Source organism: Rheinheimera soli (genome assembly GCF_021290985.1).
GTDB classification, from domain to species: domain Bacteria; phylum Pseudomonadota; class Gammaproteobacteria; order Enterobacterales; family Alteromonadaceae; genus Pararheinheimera; species Pararheinheimera soli.
The window spans coordinates 168,114-184,255 of sequence record NZ_JAJOYU010000002.1 but is presented as its reverse complement, the minus strand read 5'-3'; the positions used below and the strand labels follow the sequence as shown (position 1 = coordinate 184,255).

Sequence of the window (16,142 nt, the reverse complement as noted above, 5' to 3'; positions counted from 1 at the left end):
TTCTCTGTCAGGGGCGGCTGGCTTTTTTGTATCTGCTTTACAGGGAAAATCACAACATGAAATTACATGGTTATTGGCGCTCCAGCGCCGCCTACAGGGTACGTATCGCGTTGAATATCAAAGGTCTGGAGGCAGAGCATTGTCCTGTGCATCTGGTTAATAATGACGGAGAGCAGCACAGTGCCGGTTACCAGCTATTAAATCCCGCACAACTAGTGCCGACACTGGAAAATGGCGATCTCAGCTTGAATCAGTCACTGGCCATTATTCAGTATCTGGAAGACCGCTATCCTCAGGTTGCATTATACCCAGCGGACCCAGCGCAGAAGGCGGCTGTGATGGCTTTTGCGTTAGATATTGCCTGTGACATTCACCCTTTGAATAACCTGCGGGTGCTGCAGTACCTGACCGGGCCTTTGGCATTATCCGAAGTACAAAAAATGCAGTGGATAAAACACTGGCTTGCTATTGGTTTTACTGCACTGGAAAAACGTTTAGCGGCAACGGCTGGGCGTTATTGTTTTGGCGAGACTGTTACTGTCGCCGATCTGTGTTTAGTACCTCAGGTGTATAACGCTTTACGTTTTCAACTGGATATGGCGGAGTATCCTTTAATCAGCGCTATTTATCAGCGTTGTAATGCATTGGAGGCTTTTCAAAAAGCAGCTCCTGAGCAGCAGGCAGATGCTGTTTAAGTCGCTTCAGGCCAGTGTATTTGCTAGGCTAGTGTTATTGAAGTAGTAAGAGAGTAAAGCAGAATGAAACTGCCCAAAAAACCTGTAAATGCGGTGTTGTTTTATATTGGAACTCTGGGATTGTTGACTCAGGTGCTGGTTAGTTTTTACTTACTGACTCAAGGCCGCACCATGGAGTGGCACTGGTGGTTTCACTGGCTGGCACCAACACTTTGTTTGTTATGGGGCCTGATCCCGAGACTGCAATTGCAAAAGGAAAATTAGGGACCTGAAGCAAAAGTTGTTTAGCGTCCCGGTGTAAACATACCCTCAATACGCACTTCACTGACCCCGTCTTTGTCAAAATGAAATTTGATTTGCGCCATATTTTTGTGGAAAAAGTATGGCGTATTATCAAAAGTCAGCACATAACCACCACGGGCTTTATCCTTATATTTCGGATCGGTGTTTTTACTGAGTTTAAAGTTGTGTTTTCCCAGTGACCATTCAAAACCTTGCAAAGGTTTGTTGATCCAATCTGTGACCCAGATTTGTTCATCCTGATGCAGTACCAGAGCCAAGGTATATTTTGACGGCAATTCAGCAACTTCAACCACCTGAATACCAGCCTGAAATACTTCAGTACCATTTTGCTGTTTAAAGGCAAAACCAAACTGCAGGCTTTGTTTTGTTCCGTCCAGCAAGGTCAGCTGGCCTTGTCCAGGCACAGTAAAATAGGCCCATGTGGTGGGAACCCATAGCAAAAAGAGCAACATCAGGCTCGTTTTAACCATACAACACCTCAAACTCCATGTGAGACTTCAGTCAGTTAGCTTGTCAAATACAAAGTGAGTTCTTGACCAGGCTGTAAGTACTTATTTGTTTTAATATTATTCCATTTCACGATATCAGCAACTTTTACCTTAAAACGCTGCGCTATGCTGGCTAAGGAGTCACCAGGCCTGACTTTATAGGTCATGCTTTTTGCCGAAGACGTGGTTTGTTGTGCTGACTCTGTGTAGTAGGTCAGCTTTTGGCCTGGTTTCAATTGAGCTTTGGTGCCCAATTTATTCCAGTTGCTCAGTTGCGCAGTGCTGACATTCAGCTTTTTGCCTATCTCCCATAAGCTATCGCCACTTTTAACTGTATAAGTTTGCACCGCTGAAGCTGTTGCAGTGGTTTTTTGCGTCGAGCGGGCGGTAACCGCAGGTTCGTCAGGCGTTGCCAAACCTGGGATAGTCAACAGCTGGCCAATTTTTAACTGGCTGGAATTTAAATTATTGGCGCGCTGTAAGGCTTTTACAGAAGTTTTGTGAGCTGCAGCAATCTTACTTAAGCTGTCACCTGATTTGACCTTATAGCGGCCAGTGGAAGCAACAGGGGCTACTTTTACATTGGGCAAAGCGGCTATCTGCTGATCGATATCATCGGCTGCACCAAAAGGCACCACTAACTGATAGCTGGCACTGGGCACAGTGGTGGTTTTGAAACCTGGATTCAGACGTCTGAGTTCGGCCACTCTCAGATTCAGTAAATCCGCAGCTTTGACTAAATCCAAACCTCTGTTGATTTGAATCACTTTGGTTTGTGGCTGATTAGCCAGCACAGGCATAGGGATAGCGTATTTTTCCGGTTTTTTTAACAGTTCTGCCAATGCTAGTAGCTTGGGTATATAGCTGGTATTTTGTTTTGGCAGATGAAGCGACCAGAAATCAGTAGGTTGGCCTCTGTATTTATTACGTTCTATGGCTTTAAAGACCCGACCTTCCCCTGCATTAAAAGCGGCAACAGCACTTAGCCAATCCTGCTCTACATTGCTGTACAGATACTGCAGGTAGTCCATAGCAGCCCGGCTGGATTCAATCACATCACGGCGACCGTCATACCAGGCATTTTGTTTTAAACCAAAATTGCGGCCCGTGCCTGGGGTGAATTGCCAAATTCCCAGTACTCCGGCGAAAGAACCCGCTTTTGGATTGTAGGTACTTTCGACTATAGGCAACAGTGCCAGTTCAAGCGGCATCTTGCGTCGTTCAAGTTCCGTCACTATATGGTATAAAAAAGGTTCTGCATTGTCGGAAGCGGTTTTTAACAATTTTTGATTACGGATAAAAAAACGCTTTTGAGTTTCAATATCATCGTTATTTGGTACTGTTAACGTCATTTGATCGGCGATACGTTGCCACAAATTATCGTATTGAGTTAACTTTGCATCGGGTTGTAACGGAGAATTATGCTTCAATAAGGCATTGGCGACTTGCTGAGCCGTAGCCGCTTTATCCTGCATGGATGTATCCGAGCCTGAAGTTTGGTATTGATCGTCAGCAGGTCCTGCTGTTTTATCCTGTGAGGTTGGAACGGCACAACTGGCCAGCAGTGCAGCCGCTACAGCGACAGATAATCTTTTCAGCATTCGCTTTTCCCAAAATCAAAAATCCGCCTTATGTTACCTGCTCAGCCTTCAAAAGCAAGGTTGTCGATCAAAATCGATCTTTGGCGGATCGTAACGCAGTGAATAGATCCACAGCATTGTGTTGTTGCCAGCGGTGTTGCAATGCTGCATCTTCAGCCCTTAAAAAAGGGTTAATTTGCCGCTGCACAGACAAAGGGGTGGGCAAGGTGGCTTGCTGTTGTTCCCTTTGTTGTTGACACCAGTGTTGATAGTCCGCAAGTTTTGTATTGTCCGGATCGGCCCAGCGGGCAAATTCCAGGTTAGCCAAGGTATATTCGTGGGTGGCGTACACTAAAGTTTGATCGGGTAATGTCAGAATACGTGACAAACTCTGCCACATCTGCGCTGCTGACCCTTCAAACAGACGACCACAACCTGCGTTAAATAAAGTATCACCGCAAAACAGAACGGGCGCTGAATAGTAGGCTATATGACCTAGCGTATGACCAGGAAGTTGCATCACCTGAAAAGTTAAATCGAAATCGGGCAGTGCAATCTGATCGTTGTCCTGTAACCAGATATCTGCATAGGGGATTTTTTGTTGTTCTAAAGCTGGCGCATAAACTACAGCATTGGGCCAACGCTGCTTTAGTTCGTTGATGCCACCTGTATGATCAGGATGATGGTGGGTGATCAGGATCACCGCTAATTGCAGCTGCTGTTGTTGCAGGTAGTGCTGCACCACTGCGGCATCACCTGGATCGACAATCAAAGCCAACTCTGCTTGGCGCAGGCACCAAATGTAGTTATCCTTAAAAGCGGCTAGAGCAGTGATGTCTGGCATAAGTAATTTCCATAGCTGATGTTCTGATGAAGTGAAGTGTACCTGATGAAACCTGCGTTAAGTTACCACAGTACAACAGTACCCCGACAGTGGCAGCAATTGCCGCAGGGTGAACTGATGGCTAAAGCTTTAGAGCAGCAGCTAAGTCAGTGGTGGCCAAAAATTTTTGGTTATCATCTGCTCAAAGTGGGAAGTTTAAGTAGTGGCTTAGATACTTCCGGCTGTAACATCAAGCACCAAATTTGTTTAAACGAGCACCTTGAGCAGGCTTCTGTAGTGGCTGACCCTGATGCTTTACCTTTTCTGGAACAATCAATAGACGCAGTCTTACTGGCGCATTGTCTGGAATTTTATCCGGATCCTCACCATATAGTGCGTGAAGCTCACAGAGTACTGATGCCTGACGGCTATTTATTATTAAGTGGTTACAATCCGTTAAGCAGTGCCGGATTACTGAAACTATGGCCCGGTGTGAAGCAGCAATTACCTTGGGCTGGCCGTTTTTTTACGCCATCCCGCGTGAAAGACTGGTTGCATTTATTGGGTTTTGAAGTGATGTACGAGCAACGTTTTTTCTGGTCCAGTTTACTTGGACAGCACAATCCTGATAGCCGCTGGCAGAAATGGTGTGAAACTTATTTAGGGTATTTTGGTGCTTCTTATGTACTGGTTGCACGTAAAAGAGTACTGCCTTTAACTCCAATACGGCCGAAATGGCAACGAGCGCCAGCTTTTCAAACTGCGGTAAAAGGCATTAGTGCCCGGCAAGGAGTCAATCAGGATTAGGAGGTTTTGGGCTGTTTTTGCAGCCACTGATCCAACTGATTGGCGAACTGCTGTTTATCTTGCTGGCCCAATGGCGCCGGGCCAGATAGCTGCACGCCACTGTTGCGCAGTTCTTCCTGCAAATTGCGTATGGTCAGTCTGTCGCTGATATTGTCCGGAGTCAGTAATCTGCCTTTACTGGTGATACAAAGCGCACCTTTAGCCACAGCAGCAGCTGCCAGCGGAATATCGTTGCTGATCAGCAAATCCCCTTCAGCTATACGTTCTTCGATATAACGGTCTGCTACATCAAAACCATGTTCAACCTGCACTGCTCTGATATAAGGGCTGCGTGGAATTTGAAAGCTATGATTCGCAACCAGATAGAGCTGGACTTGTCGGCGTTCTGCCGCCTTAAACAACATCTCTTTTAATACTTTGGGGCAGGAGTCTGCATCAACCCAGATTGGCATCCTGATGATCCTTTAATAGTTGTCTGGCTTGCTTGTGGCTTAATTTCATAAAAAACAGCAATGGGTCGGCGATACCAGGTTGTTCGGCTTCAACAAAACCTAATTGCCGATAACACTGTACCGCTATCTGGTTGTTCTGATAAACAAACAACGAAAAATCCCGTTGTGGCTGCTGTTGTAAACCTTGCGCAATCAAACCTTTGATCAGCGTTTTGCTATGGCCCTGACCTCTGCTATCCGGATGCACTAATAAACGGGCCAGATGATTGCAGTCAAACCGATCACAAAGCTGGCCAAAGGCAACACGTTGTCTGTGCTGATACAACCAATAACTTTGTGTGCCCGGCAAATACAGTTGCTGTAAAAACTGCAAGGCTCTGATCGGAAACTGAAAGCCTTCGCCACCCCATTGATCCAGGTCTTGTTGTGAATCAAACCAGATGTGTAAATAGGCCGATTGTTCTGGTGTCACTGGACTTAATTGATAAGGGGCATGTTTCATACCTTATCCTTCAGCGGCGTGATCTGGTATCCCTGTTGAGTCAGTTGTTCAATTAAGCCCTGATCTCCGGCCAGATGCAAAGCGCCGACCACAACAAAAAACGGCTTAGTCTTAGGTTCAGCGACCAGCTGTTTCACCCATGCATTGTTCCTTTTAACAATAAGGGTCTGATAAATAGCTGGGTAGTTTTTTAAGTCGTCCAGGTATAAGTGGTCTAACTGCTCGAGATCGCCGCTGCGCCAGGCTTTTCGCATAGCATCAAAGTCTTCGCTACTGTCTTTTAAATCATCCATGGTGCTTTTGATCAGCGTTTCAGCGCCGCTGTTATTCAACTCTGTAATGACATCCAGATGCTGTTGCATCGTTTCAAGGCCTGCGATCTTTTTGCCGGATTTTTTAGCTTCATCCTGCAAAAAGGCGTCGACTCCCGGTGCATTGGCTCCTTGAGCTTGCAGTTGAGTGGTGGTCAGCATAATGGCGGCAAATGCAGGTTTAAAGCGGGTGATTTGCTCCAGTGGTATCTTATGTTGTCTGCAGTAATCAGCCAGTTGTTTTGCCAAGGGCGCTGAGAGATGTTGCAACAAGTTTTCGCCTGAAGGGTAGGAGTTTAAACTGATCATTTGCTGTATGCCCGAGGGACTTGATAATTGCTCTAGATCCGTTTCCAGCACTAAGGAGTCACTCTGTTGCAGTGCCAGTAGGTATTCAGGCGGTAAAGGGTAATCTTGGGCGCTTAGCATATGAACTGAGCCGGCAAGATAAAAATGCTGTTTGCCTTTGCTGATTTTCCAGACGCCATCGGCTGATACGGTGCTGCTAAGCAGCAGTAGAATACAAGAAAGAAAAATACGGCTCACTGCACAAAACCTCTGGTGTAAAACATCTGACTAATCAAAAGAGCCTACTTTGCCTCGTAGTTTTTTGCGTTCTTTGTGCTGAGTTTTTTGCTTCAGCCTGTCCATTCGAGCGCCAAAAGTGGGTTTGGTTGCACGCCGCTTTTTCGCTTCAAAACTGGCACTTTGTAACAGTTGCATTAATTTAGCCACCGCATCTTCTTTATTCATATCCTGACTGCGGTGTGCTTGTGCTTTAATCACTATCACGCCACTTTTACTGATCCTGTCATCCGGGTACTGCAGCAGCTTTTGTTTAAACTCATCCGGCAAACTGCTGCGTTCTATATCAAAACGCAGTTGTGCCGCTGTAGATACCTTATTGACATGCTGACCGCCGCTGCCCTGAGCCCGGATAAAACTGAATTCCAGTTCATCCAGATCAAGCTCAAGGCCAGCTTTGATTTCAACTAAAGTTACCACATCAAATCATCCGGAATTTGATAAGCGGCGTACGGATCATCTTCCGCCTGCACTTCGGCACTTTGTCCTATGTTGTGCAGTACTATGATGGTTTCAGCCAAACGTTGCTGGATTTTCTCCGCCACTTTCACCGGGATCACATAATACTGCTCTGCAAGCTTAGCAATCGCCGCCTGACCTTTGGTCAGTTCTGCGTGGACACGGTTACTGACGTATAAGCGTTTGACCAGACTGCCATCGGTAAAGTTAAAGGCGGTTTCACCTTTATGCGCGATGGTGTTGAGTTCTACCAGCTGTTTAACCTGTGCTGCTAATGCTTTTTTATCCTGTTCAGCTTTGCGCTGACGGTTTAATTCCTGGTCGCGTTGCAGTTGTTGCTGCCTCGCTTGTTCGGCGAGCACCGAAGCTTCATTGACCACTGTGCCATTTTTCCCGGCTTGCACCCGCTCTTTATGTTTTTCTTTTTTAATGGCTTTTAATTTTTTCTCATTGCCCAAACCGGCTTTGAGCAATTGTTCCTGCAGTGATTTACTCATACAAAAGTCCTGTCAATCTGATGGCGCTATTGTTTCATGTTAAAGCCGCGCTGCAAAGAGCAGAAGGCCAGACTAACTGCCCATGCTAAAAATGCGTTATGATAAGGCACTTTTATTGAATTTGTCCGGGACCTTATCTTGTTATTTCACGATCTTGCGTTAGACCCTCGTTTAGTCCGTTCTATCCAGCATCTTGGCTTTGCGAAACCAACGCCAATTCAGCAGGAGGCTGTGCCTGCCGCTATGACGGGCAAAGACTTAATGGTTTCTTCGCAAACCGGTTCAGGAAAAACTCTGGCTTATTTACTGCCGATGATGCAGCGCTTGTTGCGCAGCAGACCTTTATCCAAACAAGATGCCCGGGCTTTAATTCTGGTACCCACCCGTGAACTGGCGCATCAGGTCTATGCCAAATTACGTTTATTTGTTGCCAATACACCCTTAACCAGCGCGTTAATAGTGGGCGGTGAGAACTTTAACGAGCAGGAAAAAATACTGAAGCGTCAGCCGACTATCATAGTGGCAACCCCAGGTCGTTTTATTGATCACCTGCAGCACAAAACGTTTTTTATTCAAGGCCTGGAAATGCTGATTTTAGATGAAGCAGACCGGATGCTGGATTTAGGTTTTATGCCACAACTGAATGAAATCAATAGAGCTGCTGATCACCGCTTACGTCAGACGCTGATGTTCTCAGCCACTTTAGATCACGCCGAAGTGAATGAGCTGGCGATGTCCTTGTTAAAGTCGCCACACAGAGTTTCAGTAGGCGCTTCTTATCAACAGCATGAAGATATAGAACAGCGTTGTTATTTTGCCGATCATTTGTCCCACAAAGAGGCCTTATTGGCTTATTTGCTCAAGCAGGAACAAATCAGTCAGCTGATTATTTTTACTGCGACCCGCGAAGATACCGATCGTCTGGCAAAACTATGTGACTCTTTAGGTTATCCGGCTGTAGGTTTAAGTGGCAAGTTAACTCAAGGTCAGCGTAACGCTGTGATGCAGGGCTTTTCCGCCAATAAACATCAGGTTCTGGTCACCACAGATGTCGCATCCCGTGGGCTTGATTTATTGCAAGTCAGTCATGTGGTGAACTTTGATTTACCTAAACATGCAGAAGAGTATGTACACCGTATAGGTCGTACCGGTAGAGCTGGCGCTAAAGGTATTGCGATTTCTTTGGTAGGTCCAAAAGACTGGGTTGCTTTTTGTGCTATTGAAAGCTTTTTACGCCGTCCTTTACCTATGGAGAAAGTGGAGTCTTTACCGGCAAAATTTAAAGGCGTGGATCTGCATGCACCGGTAAAAGCCGTGAAGAAAACTAAGCCTGTGGTCAGAAAAGCTAAACCAAAATCAGCAGATACAACCACCCAAACCAAGCCTGCAGCAAAACCTAATTTTTATCAGGCAGGCGATGATGGCATGACTCCGGTGAAGAAAAAGATCAAATAATTTACAGTAGTATGTTTTTTATTCGGAAAATAGTGCTACACTCAAGTTGTTACTTTGTAGATTTGTTCGACAGTTTTTATTGCAAGCAATTGTTTTGGCTGAAGAATTATTTAGAGTAACTGGAACGGCCAAAACCAGAAAAACTATTTTTCTGTCGGATCAGTAATAGCTATTGACCACTTTGTCGGGTTCACTGATAATGGGGTCGTAATATGTACTAGCTCGAACACGGCCGGTAATATTTAAGTCGCCAAACAATTGGCAAATTTAGTTAAAGTAAGAGAATGTTATGTCACAATTAATTTCCGGTACCGTTAAGTGGTTCAACGAAGATAAAGGTTTTGGTTTCATCGAGCGTGAAGGCGGCAAAGACGTATTCGTACATTTCCGCGCTATCAATGGCACAGGCCGCAGAACTTTAGTTGAAGGTCAACGCGTAACTTTCGAAGTTACTGAAGGCCAAAAAGGTCCTCAGGCTGAGAACGTAACTGTTACCGGTTAATAGTTTTCTGAAAAAGAGCCAACTTTAAGTTGGCTTTTTTTATGCCTGAAATTCAGTGGGTATATTGTATAAGTTGTTGTTTTAATTGGTTAATTTTATATTTTCTTTAATTTTATATCAAAGTTCCAACGACAACTGAGCCTGAGCTTCCTGCGCTTTTAATCCAACATGAATACCCACCAGCCGCACTTTTTTACCATGACCTCTGTGCCAGGCTTGTTCTAATAACTGCTTTAAGCTGGCCATATCCAATTCGGGTTGCTGTTTCTCTACAGTCGTTTGCTGAAAGTCGGCAAATTTCAGTTTAATGCCAATTTTCTGAATATGAGCACTAGCTTCACAGCGCTCAATACGGCGCCGAAGTTTAGGTAAAAGCTCTGACAGACTTTGTTGGCCTGCATTCAGATCGGGTAAATCTTCCGTATAAGTATGCTCAACAGCGACAGACTTTCGTGGGTAGTCGTTTTGTACATCACGGCTGTCGCGGCCGAAACTGCGTTCTATCAAGGTTTCAGCAAAACTACCAAAGTGTTTAACCAGCGTATGCAAAGGCGCATTTTGGATATCGACGCATTTATAGAAACCTAAGGTGGCTAGCCGTTCAGCAGTTTTTTTCCCTACACCTGGGATTTTATGCAAAGGCAGGAATTTGACGAAATCGCTGATTTTGTCGGGTGGTAACACAAATAACCCATCAGGTTTATTTTCATCACTGGCTATTTTGGCGAGAAATTTATTCGGCGCTACACCAGCTGAAGCTGTTAAACCAGTTTCGGCAAAAATTACCCGGCGAATTTCTTCGGCAATGCGGGTAGCACTGCCAGAAAACAAAGTGCTGTCGCTGACATCCAGATAAGCCTCATCTAAAGACAGTGGCTCCACCTTGTCGGTATACCGATGAAAAATGGCCTGAATTTGTAAACTGGCTTCTTTGTATTTTTCCATATTGCCGGGTAATAACAGCAGATGAGGGCAGAGCTTTAGGGCTTGTCCTGTGGGCATAGCAGAACGCACACCATACACACGGGCAGGGTAGTTGCAGGTGCTGATCACGCCTCGCTCGGTGCGACTACCACCTATTGCCAGAGGAATGGTGCGCCAGCCTGGTCTGTCCCGCATTTCTACCGCGGCAAAAAAACAGTCCATGTCGATATGAATGATTTTTTTCATTTACAAAGCACTGTTGGTTTATACAGCTATATAATTGACCAGTTTTCTCATTTTGTAAAGGTGAGCACTGTTTATATTTACAGTTAATCATCTGACTCAACCGACCACTGCTTAGATATTGAGTTTTGGATGTTTAGATGGCTATTTAATAGCTGCATCTTTAGTAGATTCCATGTAGAATGCTGCGCAGTTTTTTGTAAATAGTCTGGCCCTTTTGGCCCACTGGGAGCAAGCATGTTAAAGCGCGAAATGAACATTGCCGATTTTGATCCGGAATTATGGCAATCCATTACCAACGAAACCCAACGTCAGGAAGATCACATCGAGCTGATCGCTTCTGAAAACTATGCCAGCCCACGTGTACTGCAGGCTCAGGGTTCTCAGTTAACCAACAAATATGCTGAAGGTTACCCGCATAAACGTTATTACGGTGGTTGTGAGTACGTGGACGTGGCTGAAGATTTAGCTATCGCCCGTGCCAAAGAATTGTTTGGTGCAGATTACGCAAACGTGCAACCGCACTCAGGCTCTCAGGCCAACTCAGCGGTATTTTTAGCTTTATTAAATGCAGGCGATACTATTTTAGGCATGAGTCTGGCGCACGGTGGTCACTTGACTCACGGTGCTACGGTCAGCTCTTCAGGTAAGTTGTACAAAGCTGTGCAATATGGCCTGCATCCTGAAACTGGTGTGATTGACTACGCTCAGGCTGAAGCCTTAGCTTTGGAACACAAACCTAAACTGATCATCGCTGGTTTTTCAGCTTACTCAGGCATTATCGACTGGCAGAAATTCCGTGAAATCGCCGACAAAGTGGGCGCCTACCTGATGGTAGATATGGCACATGTGGCAGGTTTAGTGGCCGCAGGTTTGTATCCAAACCCTGTGCCAGTGGCTGATGTAGTCACTACCACTACTCACAAAACTTTAGCTGGTCCTCGTGGCGGTCTAATTCTGGCCCGTAAAAACGAAGAACTTGAAAAGAAACTCAACTCTGCTGTTTTCCCTGGTGGTCAGGGTGGTCCTTTGATGCATGTCATTGCTGCAAAAGCTGTTGCATTTAAAGAAGCGCTGCAACCAGAATTTAAAGTCTATCAGCAACAAGTGTTGAAAAACGCTGTGGCTATGTGTGATGAAATGATCAAACGTGGCTACAAAATTGTATCTGGTGGCACCCAAAACCATTTATTCCTGATGGATTTAATCGACAAAAACATCACCGGTAAAGAAGCGGATGCCTGGTTAGGCCTAGCTCATATCACTGTAAATAAAAACTCAGTGCCAAATGATCCTCGCTCTCCGTTTGTGACCAGTGGTTTACGTATCGGTACTCCTGCTATTACCCGTCGCGGTTTTAAAGAAGCAGAAGCCCGTTTAGTTGCAAGCCTGATCTGTGACGTGTTGGACAGCCGCGGTGACGCTGGTGTGATCGACAAAGTACGTGCCCAAGTGTCTGAAGTCTGTGGCCGTCTGCCGGTTTATGCCTGATTGCCAGCTATGACTGAACAAAGATAGAGTGTTATGATGGCCGCCTAATGCGGCCATTTTTTTCGGAGAAATTCCGTGTTTTGTCCTTTTTGTCGTGCCGACGATACCAAAGTTATAGACTCCCGCTTAGTGGCGGAGGGGTCTCAAGTAAAAAGACGACGTGAATGTGGCGCTTGCCATGAACGTTTTACCACTTTTGAAGCCGCCGAACTGGTGATGCCCCGTATCGTGAAACGTGATGGCTCCCGTGAGCCTTATAACGAGGCCAAATTGCGCAGCGGTGTAATGCGCTCACTGGAAAAACGTCCTGTACCGACGGAGCAGATTGAATCTCTGATCAGCAAAGTGGAAAGCTTATTACGTGCCACAGGCGAGCGTGAAGTACCAAGCCAGTTACTGGGCACACTCATTATGGATGAGCTGGTGAAACTCGATAAAGTGGCTTATGTGCGCTTTGCGTCCGTCTACCGCTCCTTTAAAGATATCCGCGAGTTTGGCGAAGAAATTGCCCGGCTTGGAGACAATTAGGTGAGCTTTACTGAACTCGATCATCTTTATATGGCCCGAGCCATAGAACTCGCCTCTAAAGGCCGTTTTACCACTGCACCTAACCCTAATGTCGGTTCTGTCATAGTGCGCGACGGCGAAGTTGTAGGAGAAGGTTATCATCGTCAGGCCGGTGGCCCGCATGCTGAGGTATTTGCTTTGCGTCAGGCAGAGCATCTCGCTTTAGGTGCAACCTGCTATGTCACCTTAGAGCCTTGCAGTCATTATGGCCGCACTGGCCCTTGTGCTTTGGCGCTTGTGAATGCTGGTGTAAAAAAAGTCATAGTGGCGATGCTGGATCCCAATCCTTTAGTGGCAGGCAAGGGCATTGAACTGTTAAAAGACGCTGGCATTGAAGTGCATGTAGGCCTCTTAGAAGACAAAGCCCGCGCCTTAAATCCTGGTTTTTTAAGCAGGATGGAGCGGCAAAAACCTTATATCCGGCTTAAACTTGCCACCAGTTTGGATGGGCGTATTGCGCTTGCAAATGGCAAAAGCCAGTGGATAAGCTCGGCAGAATCCCGTTCTGATGTGCAGCTGATGCGAACTCAAGCTCATGCCATTTTATCGACCGCTACTACTGTGCTTGCAGACAATGCCCGTTTAACCGTGCGATCTGACGGCCTTTCCATACCGTCTTTGGACGATGGCTCTGTACGTCAGCCAATTCGGGTTATTTTAGACCGCAGTCTTAAATTAACAGGCCAGGAGCTTTTGTTTTCACAAAATGGCCCCATAGTGCTGGTGCATGATAAGCAATTCAAGCCTTTATTTGAGCACCCGCAAGTACGTTTTATAGCGTTGAGTGCTGATGAGTCAGGACTGAATTTAAACGAATTAATGTTTGTATTAGCGGCAGAAAACATCAATGACCTTTGGGTTGAAGCTGGTGCTGTGCTGGCAGGGTCGTTGTGGCAGGCGGGGTTAGTGGATGAACTCATCATCTATCAGGCGCCCGTGCTGTTAGGTGATAAAGCCAAAGCTATGCTGCAGTTACCAAACTACAGTGAGCTGTCAGAGGCTCAGCATTTTGTATGGACTTCAGTCGAGACACTGGGGCCTGATTTAAAATTAACAGCAAGGTTAGAGCCATGTTTACCGGAATAATCGAAGCGACGGGTCGGGTGAGCGCCATTAAAACGTCAGGTGTAGATTTGAAGCTGACTATTGAATCCGACAATCTGGACTTTTCTGACGTCAAACTCGGCGACAGTATTGCCAGTAATGGTGTTTGTCTGACCGTAACGGCTCTGCATGGCAAAAGTTTTAATGCTGATGTGTCAGGCGAAACCGTCAAACGTACATTGTTTGGAAAGTACAAAGCTGGGCAGTTACTGAACCTGGAAAAGGCTTTGCTGGCGACAGGTCGCTTAGGCGGACATCTGGTCAGCGGCCATGTGGATGGCATCAGCAGTGTTGAAAAAATTGAGAAGTTTGGCGAAGCCTGGCAAGTCTGGATAAAAATGCCAAAAGACTTAGCATATTACATCGCTGAAAAAGGCTCTATTACGGTGGATGGCATCAGCCTGACCGTCAATGAATTAAGTTCTAGCGCTTTTCGTTTAACCATAGTGCCTCATACGGCACGGGAAACCACTTTGATGAGCCTTAAAGCTGGCAGTCAAGTGCATCTGGAAGTGGATTTAATAGCGCGTTATTTAGAACGTTTGCTGCAAGGCCGAGAAGGCGCTGGTAGCAAAGGCGTGACTATGGATTTATTGCAACAACGTGGTTTTTTATAACGCAGTAAGGCCCGGGGCCTGAGGTGAAGTATGCAACTGAATACACCAGCAGAAATTATTGAAGATATTCGTCAGGGTAAAATGGTTATTCTGATGGATGACGAAGACCGCGAAAACGAAGGCGATTTAGTCATGGCGGCTGAATACGTCACGCCTGATGCAGTTAATTTTATGGCCACTCATGGTCGTGGTTTAATTTGTTTAACGCTGACGAAAAAACGCTGTGAGCAGTTAAAGCTACCCCTGATGGTGGATAAAAACTTATCGCCATTCTCAACTGCTTTTACTTTGTCTATTGAGGCAGCCGAAGGTGTGACTACAGGTATTTCAGCGGCCGACCGTGCCCGTACAGTAAAAGCTGCAGTCGCTCGTGATGCCAAGCCTACAGATATTGTTTATCCAGGTCATATCTTCCCTTTAATGGCGCAGGATGGTGGTGTTTTAGTACGAGCTGGTCATACTGAAGCAGGCTGCGACTTAGCCCGTATGGCGGGTTTAGAGCCTGCAGCTGTCATTGTCGAAATTTTAAATGAAGACGGCACTATGGCGCGTCGTCCGGATTTAGAAGTTTTTGGTAAAAAACACGGTATAAAAATTGGCACTATTGCCGATTTAATTGAATACCGTAACCTGCATGAAACCACCATAGAGCAAGTGGCAAGTTGTCAGTTACCTACTGAATTTGGTGAGTTTAATCTGGTCACTTTCCGTGACACTATCGACAATCAAATTCATTTTGCTTTGGTCAAAGGTGTGGTTGAAGCAGAGCAACCGACCTTAGTTCGTGTGCATTTACACAATACCTTCAGTGATTTGTTGTTATCCGACCGCGGAGCCAATCGCAGTTTTTCGTTGCACTGTGCCATGAAGCGTATTGCCGATGAAGGGGGCGTGCTGGTGCTTTTAGGTAAAAATGAAAGCAGTGAAGAGCTGATGCAGATGGTGCAAAACTTTGAAGCTGAAGATAAAGGCGAAAAAGCGAAGACCGATCTTTGGAAAGGCACATCACGTAATGTCGGTGTGGGTTCGCAAATTTTGGCCAGTTTAGGCGTGAAAAAAATGCGTTTACTAAGCGCACCGAAAAAATACCACGCCTTGTCCGGTTTTGGGTTAGAAGTAGTGGATTATGTCTCTGAGTAAAAGTCTTAAAAGACGGGTGCAGAAACAGTAGCAGGGCACGGGCTATCTTGTGTTATCATGGCGCCCGTTTTTTGAATTCTGGTTTTTTAAAACCATTTTTTGCAGCTAAATTGCAATAAGGACCTCCAATGCAGGTGATTGAAGCAGGGTTAACCGCTAAAGGTAAAAAATTTGCCATCGTTGTGGCCAGATTCAACAGCTTTATTGTCGAAAGTTTATTAGACGGTGCTGTAGATACTTTAAAGCGTGTTGGTGACGTCGCTGATCAAGACATCACAGTGGTTCGCATTCCAGGTGCTTTTGAAATGCCATTAGCAGTACAAAAAGTAGCAGCCAGTGGCAAATATGACGCGATCATCGCCTTAGGTGCAGTGATCCGTGGTGGTACACCTCATTTTGAATATGTAGCAGGCGAATGCACCAAGGGCTTGGCTCAGGTGATGATGCAGCACAGTATTCCTGTTGCTTTTGGCGTATTGACTGTAGACAGTATCGAGCAGGCTGTTGAGCGTGCTGGTACCAAAATGGGCAATAAAGGCGCAGAAGCAGCGATGTCCTCGCTGGAAATGGTAAACGTTCTCTCTCAGTTGTAGGATT

At 45.8% G+C, this 16,142-nt stretch carries 20 protein-coding genes; 11 read left to right on the top strand and 9 right to left on the bottom strand.

Annotated elements, in window-relative coordinates:
- Positions 1-56: 56 nt before the first annotated feature.
- On the top strand, positions 57-695 hold the full coding sequence (maiA, locus tag LSG37_RS03030) for a maleylacetoacetate isomerase (RefSeq protein WP_233078378.1): 639 nt from the start codon (positions 57-59) through the stop codon (positions 693-695).
- 63 nt (positions 696-758) lie between these two features.
- The gene (locus LSG37_RS03025; protein ID WP_233078377.1) at positions 759-959 is read left to right on the top strand and encodes a hypothetical protein; all 201 of its coding nucleotides are present in this window, start codon (positions 759-761) and stop codon (positions 957-959) included.
- A 20-nt stretch (positions 960-979) separates the two neighbouring features.
- Here LSG37_RS03025 and LSG37_RS03020 read toward each other — a convergent pair whose 3' ends face one another.
- The 3 genes from LSG37_RS03020 to gloB form a co-directional block, all read right to left on the bottom strand.
- Positions 980-1,468, bottom strand: coding sequence for a hypothetical protein (locus LSG37_RS03020; RefSeq protein ID WP_233078376.1), 489 nt, complete (start codon positions 1,466-1,468; stop codon positions 980-982).
- A 35-nt stretch (positions 1,469-1,503) separates the two neighbouring features.
- Positions 1,504-3,087, bottom strand: coding sequence for a lytic transglycosylase (locus LSG37_RS03015; protein WP_233078375.1), 1,584 nt, complete (start codon positions 3,085-3,087; stop codon positions 1,504-1,506).
- Positions 3,088-3,154: 67 nt separating this feature from the next.
- Complete coding sequence (gene gloB, locus LSG37_RS03010) at positions 3,155-3,910, bottom strand: hydroxyacylglutathione hydrolase (RefSeq protein WP_233078374.1); 756 nt, start codon at positions 3,908-3,910, stop codon at positions 3,155-3,157.
- Between the two features lie 45 nt (positions 3,911-3,955).
- Here gloB and LSG37_RS03005 point away from each other — a divergent pair, with 45 nt between their 5' ends.
- The gene (locus LSG37_RS03005; RefSeq protein WP_233078373.1) at positions 3,956-4,696 is read left to right on the top strand and encodes a class I SAM-dependent methyltransferase; all 741 of its coding nucleotides are present in this window, start codon (positions 3,956-3,958) and stop codon (positions 4,694-4,696) included.
- On the opposite strand, the gene LSG37_RS03000 is transcribed toward LSG37_RS03005, so the two are convergent.
- From LSG37_RS03000 to LSG37_RS02980, 5 genes are read right to left on the bottom strand one after another with little or no spacing between them, the layout of a single operon-like run.
- Positions 4,693-5,148, bottom strand: coding sequence for a YaiI/YqxD family protein (locus LSG37_RS03000; protein ID WP_233078372.1), 456 nt, complete (start codon positions 5,146-5,148; stop codon positions 4,693-4,695). The genes LSG37_RS03005 and LSG37_RS03000 overlap by 4 nt on opposite strands.
- Entirely contained in the window at positions 5,132-5,650 is a 519-nt protein-coding gene (locus LSG37_RS02995) for a GNAT family N-acetyltransferase (protein ID WP_233078371.1), read from the bottom strand. The genes LSG37_RS03000 and LSG37_RS02995 overlap by 17 nt, the downstream gene beginning before the upstream one ends.
- Positions 5,647-6,507 carry a TraB/GumN family protein gene (locus LSG37_RS02990; RefSeq protein ID WP_233078370.1) on the bottom strand — a complete coding sequence of 287 codons (861 nt, stop codon included), beginning with the start codon at positions 6,505-6,507 and terminating at the stop codon, positions 5,647-5,649. The genes LSG37_RS02995 and LSG37_RS02990 overlap by 4 nt, the downstream gene beginning before the upstream one ends.
- Positions 6,508-6,537: 30 nt before the next feature.
- A complete protein-coding gene (arfB, locus tag LSG37_RS02985) occupies positions 6,538-6,966 on the bottom strand; it encodes an alternative ribosome rescue aminoacyl-tRNA hydrolase ArfB (protein WP_233078369.1) in 429 nt (142 codons plus the stop codon).
- The gene (locus LSG37_RS02980) at positions 6,960-7,502 is read right to left on the bottom strand and encodes a DUF2058 domain-containing protein (protein ID WP_233078368.1); all 543 of its coding nucleotides are present in this window, start codon (positions 7,500-7,502) and stop codon (positions 6,960-6,962) included. The genes arfB and LSG37_RS02980 overlap by 7 nt, the downstream gene beginning before the upstream one ends.
- A gap of 138 nt (positions 7,503-7,640) precedes the next feature.
- Between LSG37_RS02980 and LSG37_RS02975 the strand changes: the two genes are divergently transcribed.
- Positions 7,641-8,957 (top strand): DEAD/DEAH box helicase, encoded by a 1,317-nt coding sequence (locus LSG37_RS02975; RefSeq protein ID WP_233078367.1) that lies wholly within the window; start codon positions 7,641-7,643, stop codon positions 8,955-8,957.
- A gap of 289 nt (positions 8,958-9,246) precedes the next feature.
- Positions 9,247-9,459: a cold-shock protein gene (locus LSG37_RS02970; protein WP_008898286.1), complete on the top strand. Its 213-nt coding sequence runs from the start codon at positions 9,247-9,249 to the stop codon at positions 9,457-9,459.
- A 117-nt stretch (positions 9,460-9,576) separates the two neighbouring features.
- Here the strand turns inward: LSG37_RS02970 and dinB are convergent, their stop codons facing one another.
- Complete coding sequence (gene dinB, locus LSG37_RS02965; protein ID WP_233078366.1) at positions 9,577-10,629, bottom strand: DNA polymerase IV; 1,053 nt, start codon at positions 10,627-10,629, stop codon at positions 9,577-9,579.
- Between the two features lie 234 nt (positions 10,630-10,863).
- Here dinB and glyA point away from each other — a divergent pair, with 234 nt between their 5' ends.
- From glyA to ribH, 6 genes are all read left to right on the top strand, one after another.
- Positions 10,864-12,117 carry a serine hydroxymethyltransferase gene (glyA, locus tag LSG37_RS02960; protein ID WP_233078365.1) on the top strand — a complete coding sequence of 418 codons (1,254 nt, stop codon included), beginning with the start codon at positions 10,864-10,866 and terminating at the stop codon, positions 12,115-12,117.
- Positions 12,118-12,192: 75 nt separating this feature from the next.
- Entirely contained in the window at positions 12,193-12,645 is a 453-nt protein-coding gene (nrdR, locus tag LSG37_RS02955; RefSeq protein ID WP_233078364.1) for a transcriptional regulator NrdR, read from the top strand.
- Entirely contained in the window at positions 12,646-13,770 is a 1,125-nt protein-coding gene (ribD, locus tag LSG37_RS02950; protein WP_233078363.1) for a bifunctional diaminohydroxyphosphoribosylaminopyrimidine deaminase/5-amino-6-(5-phosphoribosylamino)uracil reductase RibD, read from the top strand.
- Positions 13,755-14,405, top strand: coding sequence for a riboflavin synthase (locus tag LSG37_RS02945; RefSeq protein ID WP_233078362.1), 651 nt, complete (start codon positions 13,755-13,757; stop codon positions 14,403-14,405). The genes ribD and LSG37_RS02945 overlap by 16 nt, the downstream gene beginning before the upstream one ends.
- 30 nt (positions 14,406-14,435) lie before the next feature.
- Positions 14,436-15,545 (top strand): bifunctional 3,4-dihydroxy-2-butanone-4-phosphate synthase/GTP cyclohydrolase II, encoded by a 1,110-nt coding sequence (ribBA, locus tag LSG37_RS02940; protein WP_233078361.1) that lies wholly within the window; start codon positions 14,436-14,438, stop codon positions 15,543-15,545.
- Positions 15,546-15,673: 128 nt separating this feature from the next.
- Positions 15,674-16,138 (top strand): 6,7-dimethyl-8-ribityllumazine synthase, encoded by a 465-nt coding sequence (ribH, locus tag LSG37_RS02935; RefSeq protein WP_233078360.1) that lies wholly within the window; start codon positions 15,674-15,676, stop codon positions 16,136-16,138.
- The last annotated feature ends 4 nt before the right edge of the window (positions 16,139-16,142 follow it).

Excerpts from the sequence above, each read along its gene's own strand:
- LSG37_RS03025 (WP_233078377.1), top strand. The coding sequence starts at position 759 with ATGAAACTGCCCAAAAAACCTGTAAATGCGGTGTTGTTTTATATTGGA.
- ribH (WP_233078360.1), top strand. The coding sequence starts at position 15,674 with ATGCAGGTGATTGAAGCAGGGTTAACCGCTAAAGGTAAAAAATTTGCC.
- LSG37_RS03000 (WP_233078372.1), bottom strand. The coding sequence starts at position 5,148 with ATGCCAATCTGGGTTGATGCAGACTCCTGCCCCAAAGTATTAAAAGAG.
- glyA (WP_233078365.1), top strand. The coding sequence starts at position 10,864 with ATGTTAAAGCGCGAAATGAACATTGCCGATTTTGATCCGGAATTATGG.
- LSG37_RS03015 (WP_233078375.1), bottom strand. The coding sequence starts at position 3,087 with ATGCTGAAAAGATTATCTGTCGCTGTAGCGGCTGCACTGCTGGCCAGT.
- LSG37_RS03020 (WP_233078376.1), bottom strand. The coding sequence starts at position 1,468 with ATGGTTAAAACGAGCCTGATGTTGCTCTTTTTGCTATGGGTTCCCACC.
- dinB (WP_233078366.1), bottom strand. The coding sequence starts at position 10,629 with ATGAAAAAAATCATTCATATCGACATGGACTGTTTTTTTGCCGCGGTA.
- maiA (WP_233078378.1), top strand. The coding sequence starts at position 57 with ATGAAATTACATGGTTATTGGCGCTCCAGCGCCGCCTACAGGGTACGT.
- LSG37_RS02945 (WP_233078362.1), top strand. The coding sequence starts at position 13,755 with ATGTTTACCGGAATAATCGAAGCGACGGGTCGGGTGAGCGCCATTAAA.
- LSG37_RS02980 (WP_233078368.1), bottom strand. The coding sequence starts at position 7,502 with ATGAGTAAATCACTGCAGGAACAATTGCTCAAAGCCGGTTTGGGCAAT.
- LSG37_RS02995 (WP_233078371.1), bottom strand. The coding sequence starts at position 5,650 with ATGAAACATGCCCCTTATCAATTAAGTCCAGTGACACCAGAACAATCG.
- LSG37_RS02970 (WP_008898286.1), top strand. The coding sequence starts at position 9,247 with ATGTCACAATTAATTTCCGGTACCGTTAAGTGGTTCAACGAAGATAAA.
- gloB (WP_233078374.1), bottom strand. The coding sequence starts at position 3,910 with ATGCCAGACATCACTGCTCTAGCCGCTTTTAAGGATAACTACATTTGG.
- LSG37_RS03005 (WP_233078373.1), top strand. The coding sequence starts at position 3,956 with ATGAAACCTGCGTTAAGTTACCACAGTACAACAGTACCCCGACAGTGG.
- ribBA (WP_233078361.1), top strand. The coding sequence starts at position 14,436 with ATGCAACTGAATACACCAGCAGAAATTATTGAAGATATTCGTCAGGGT.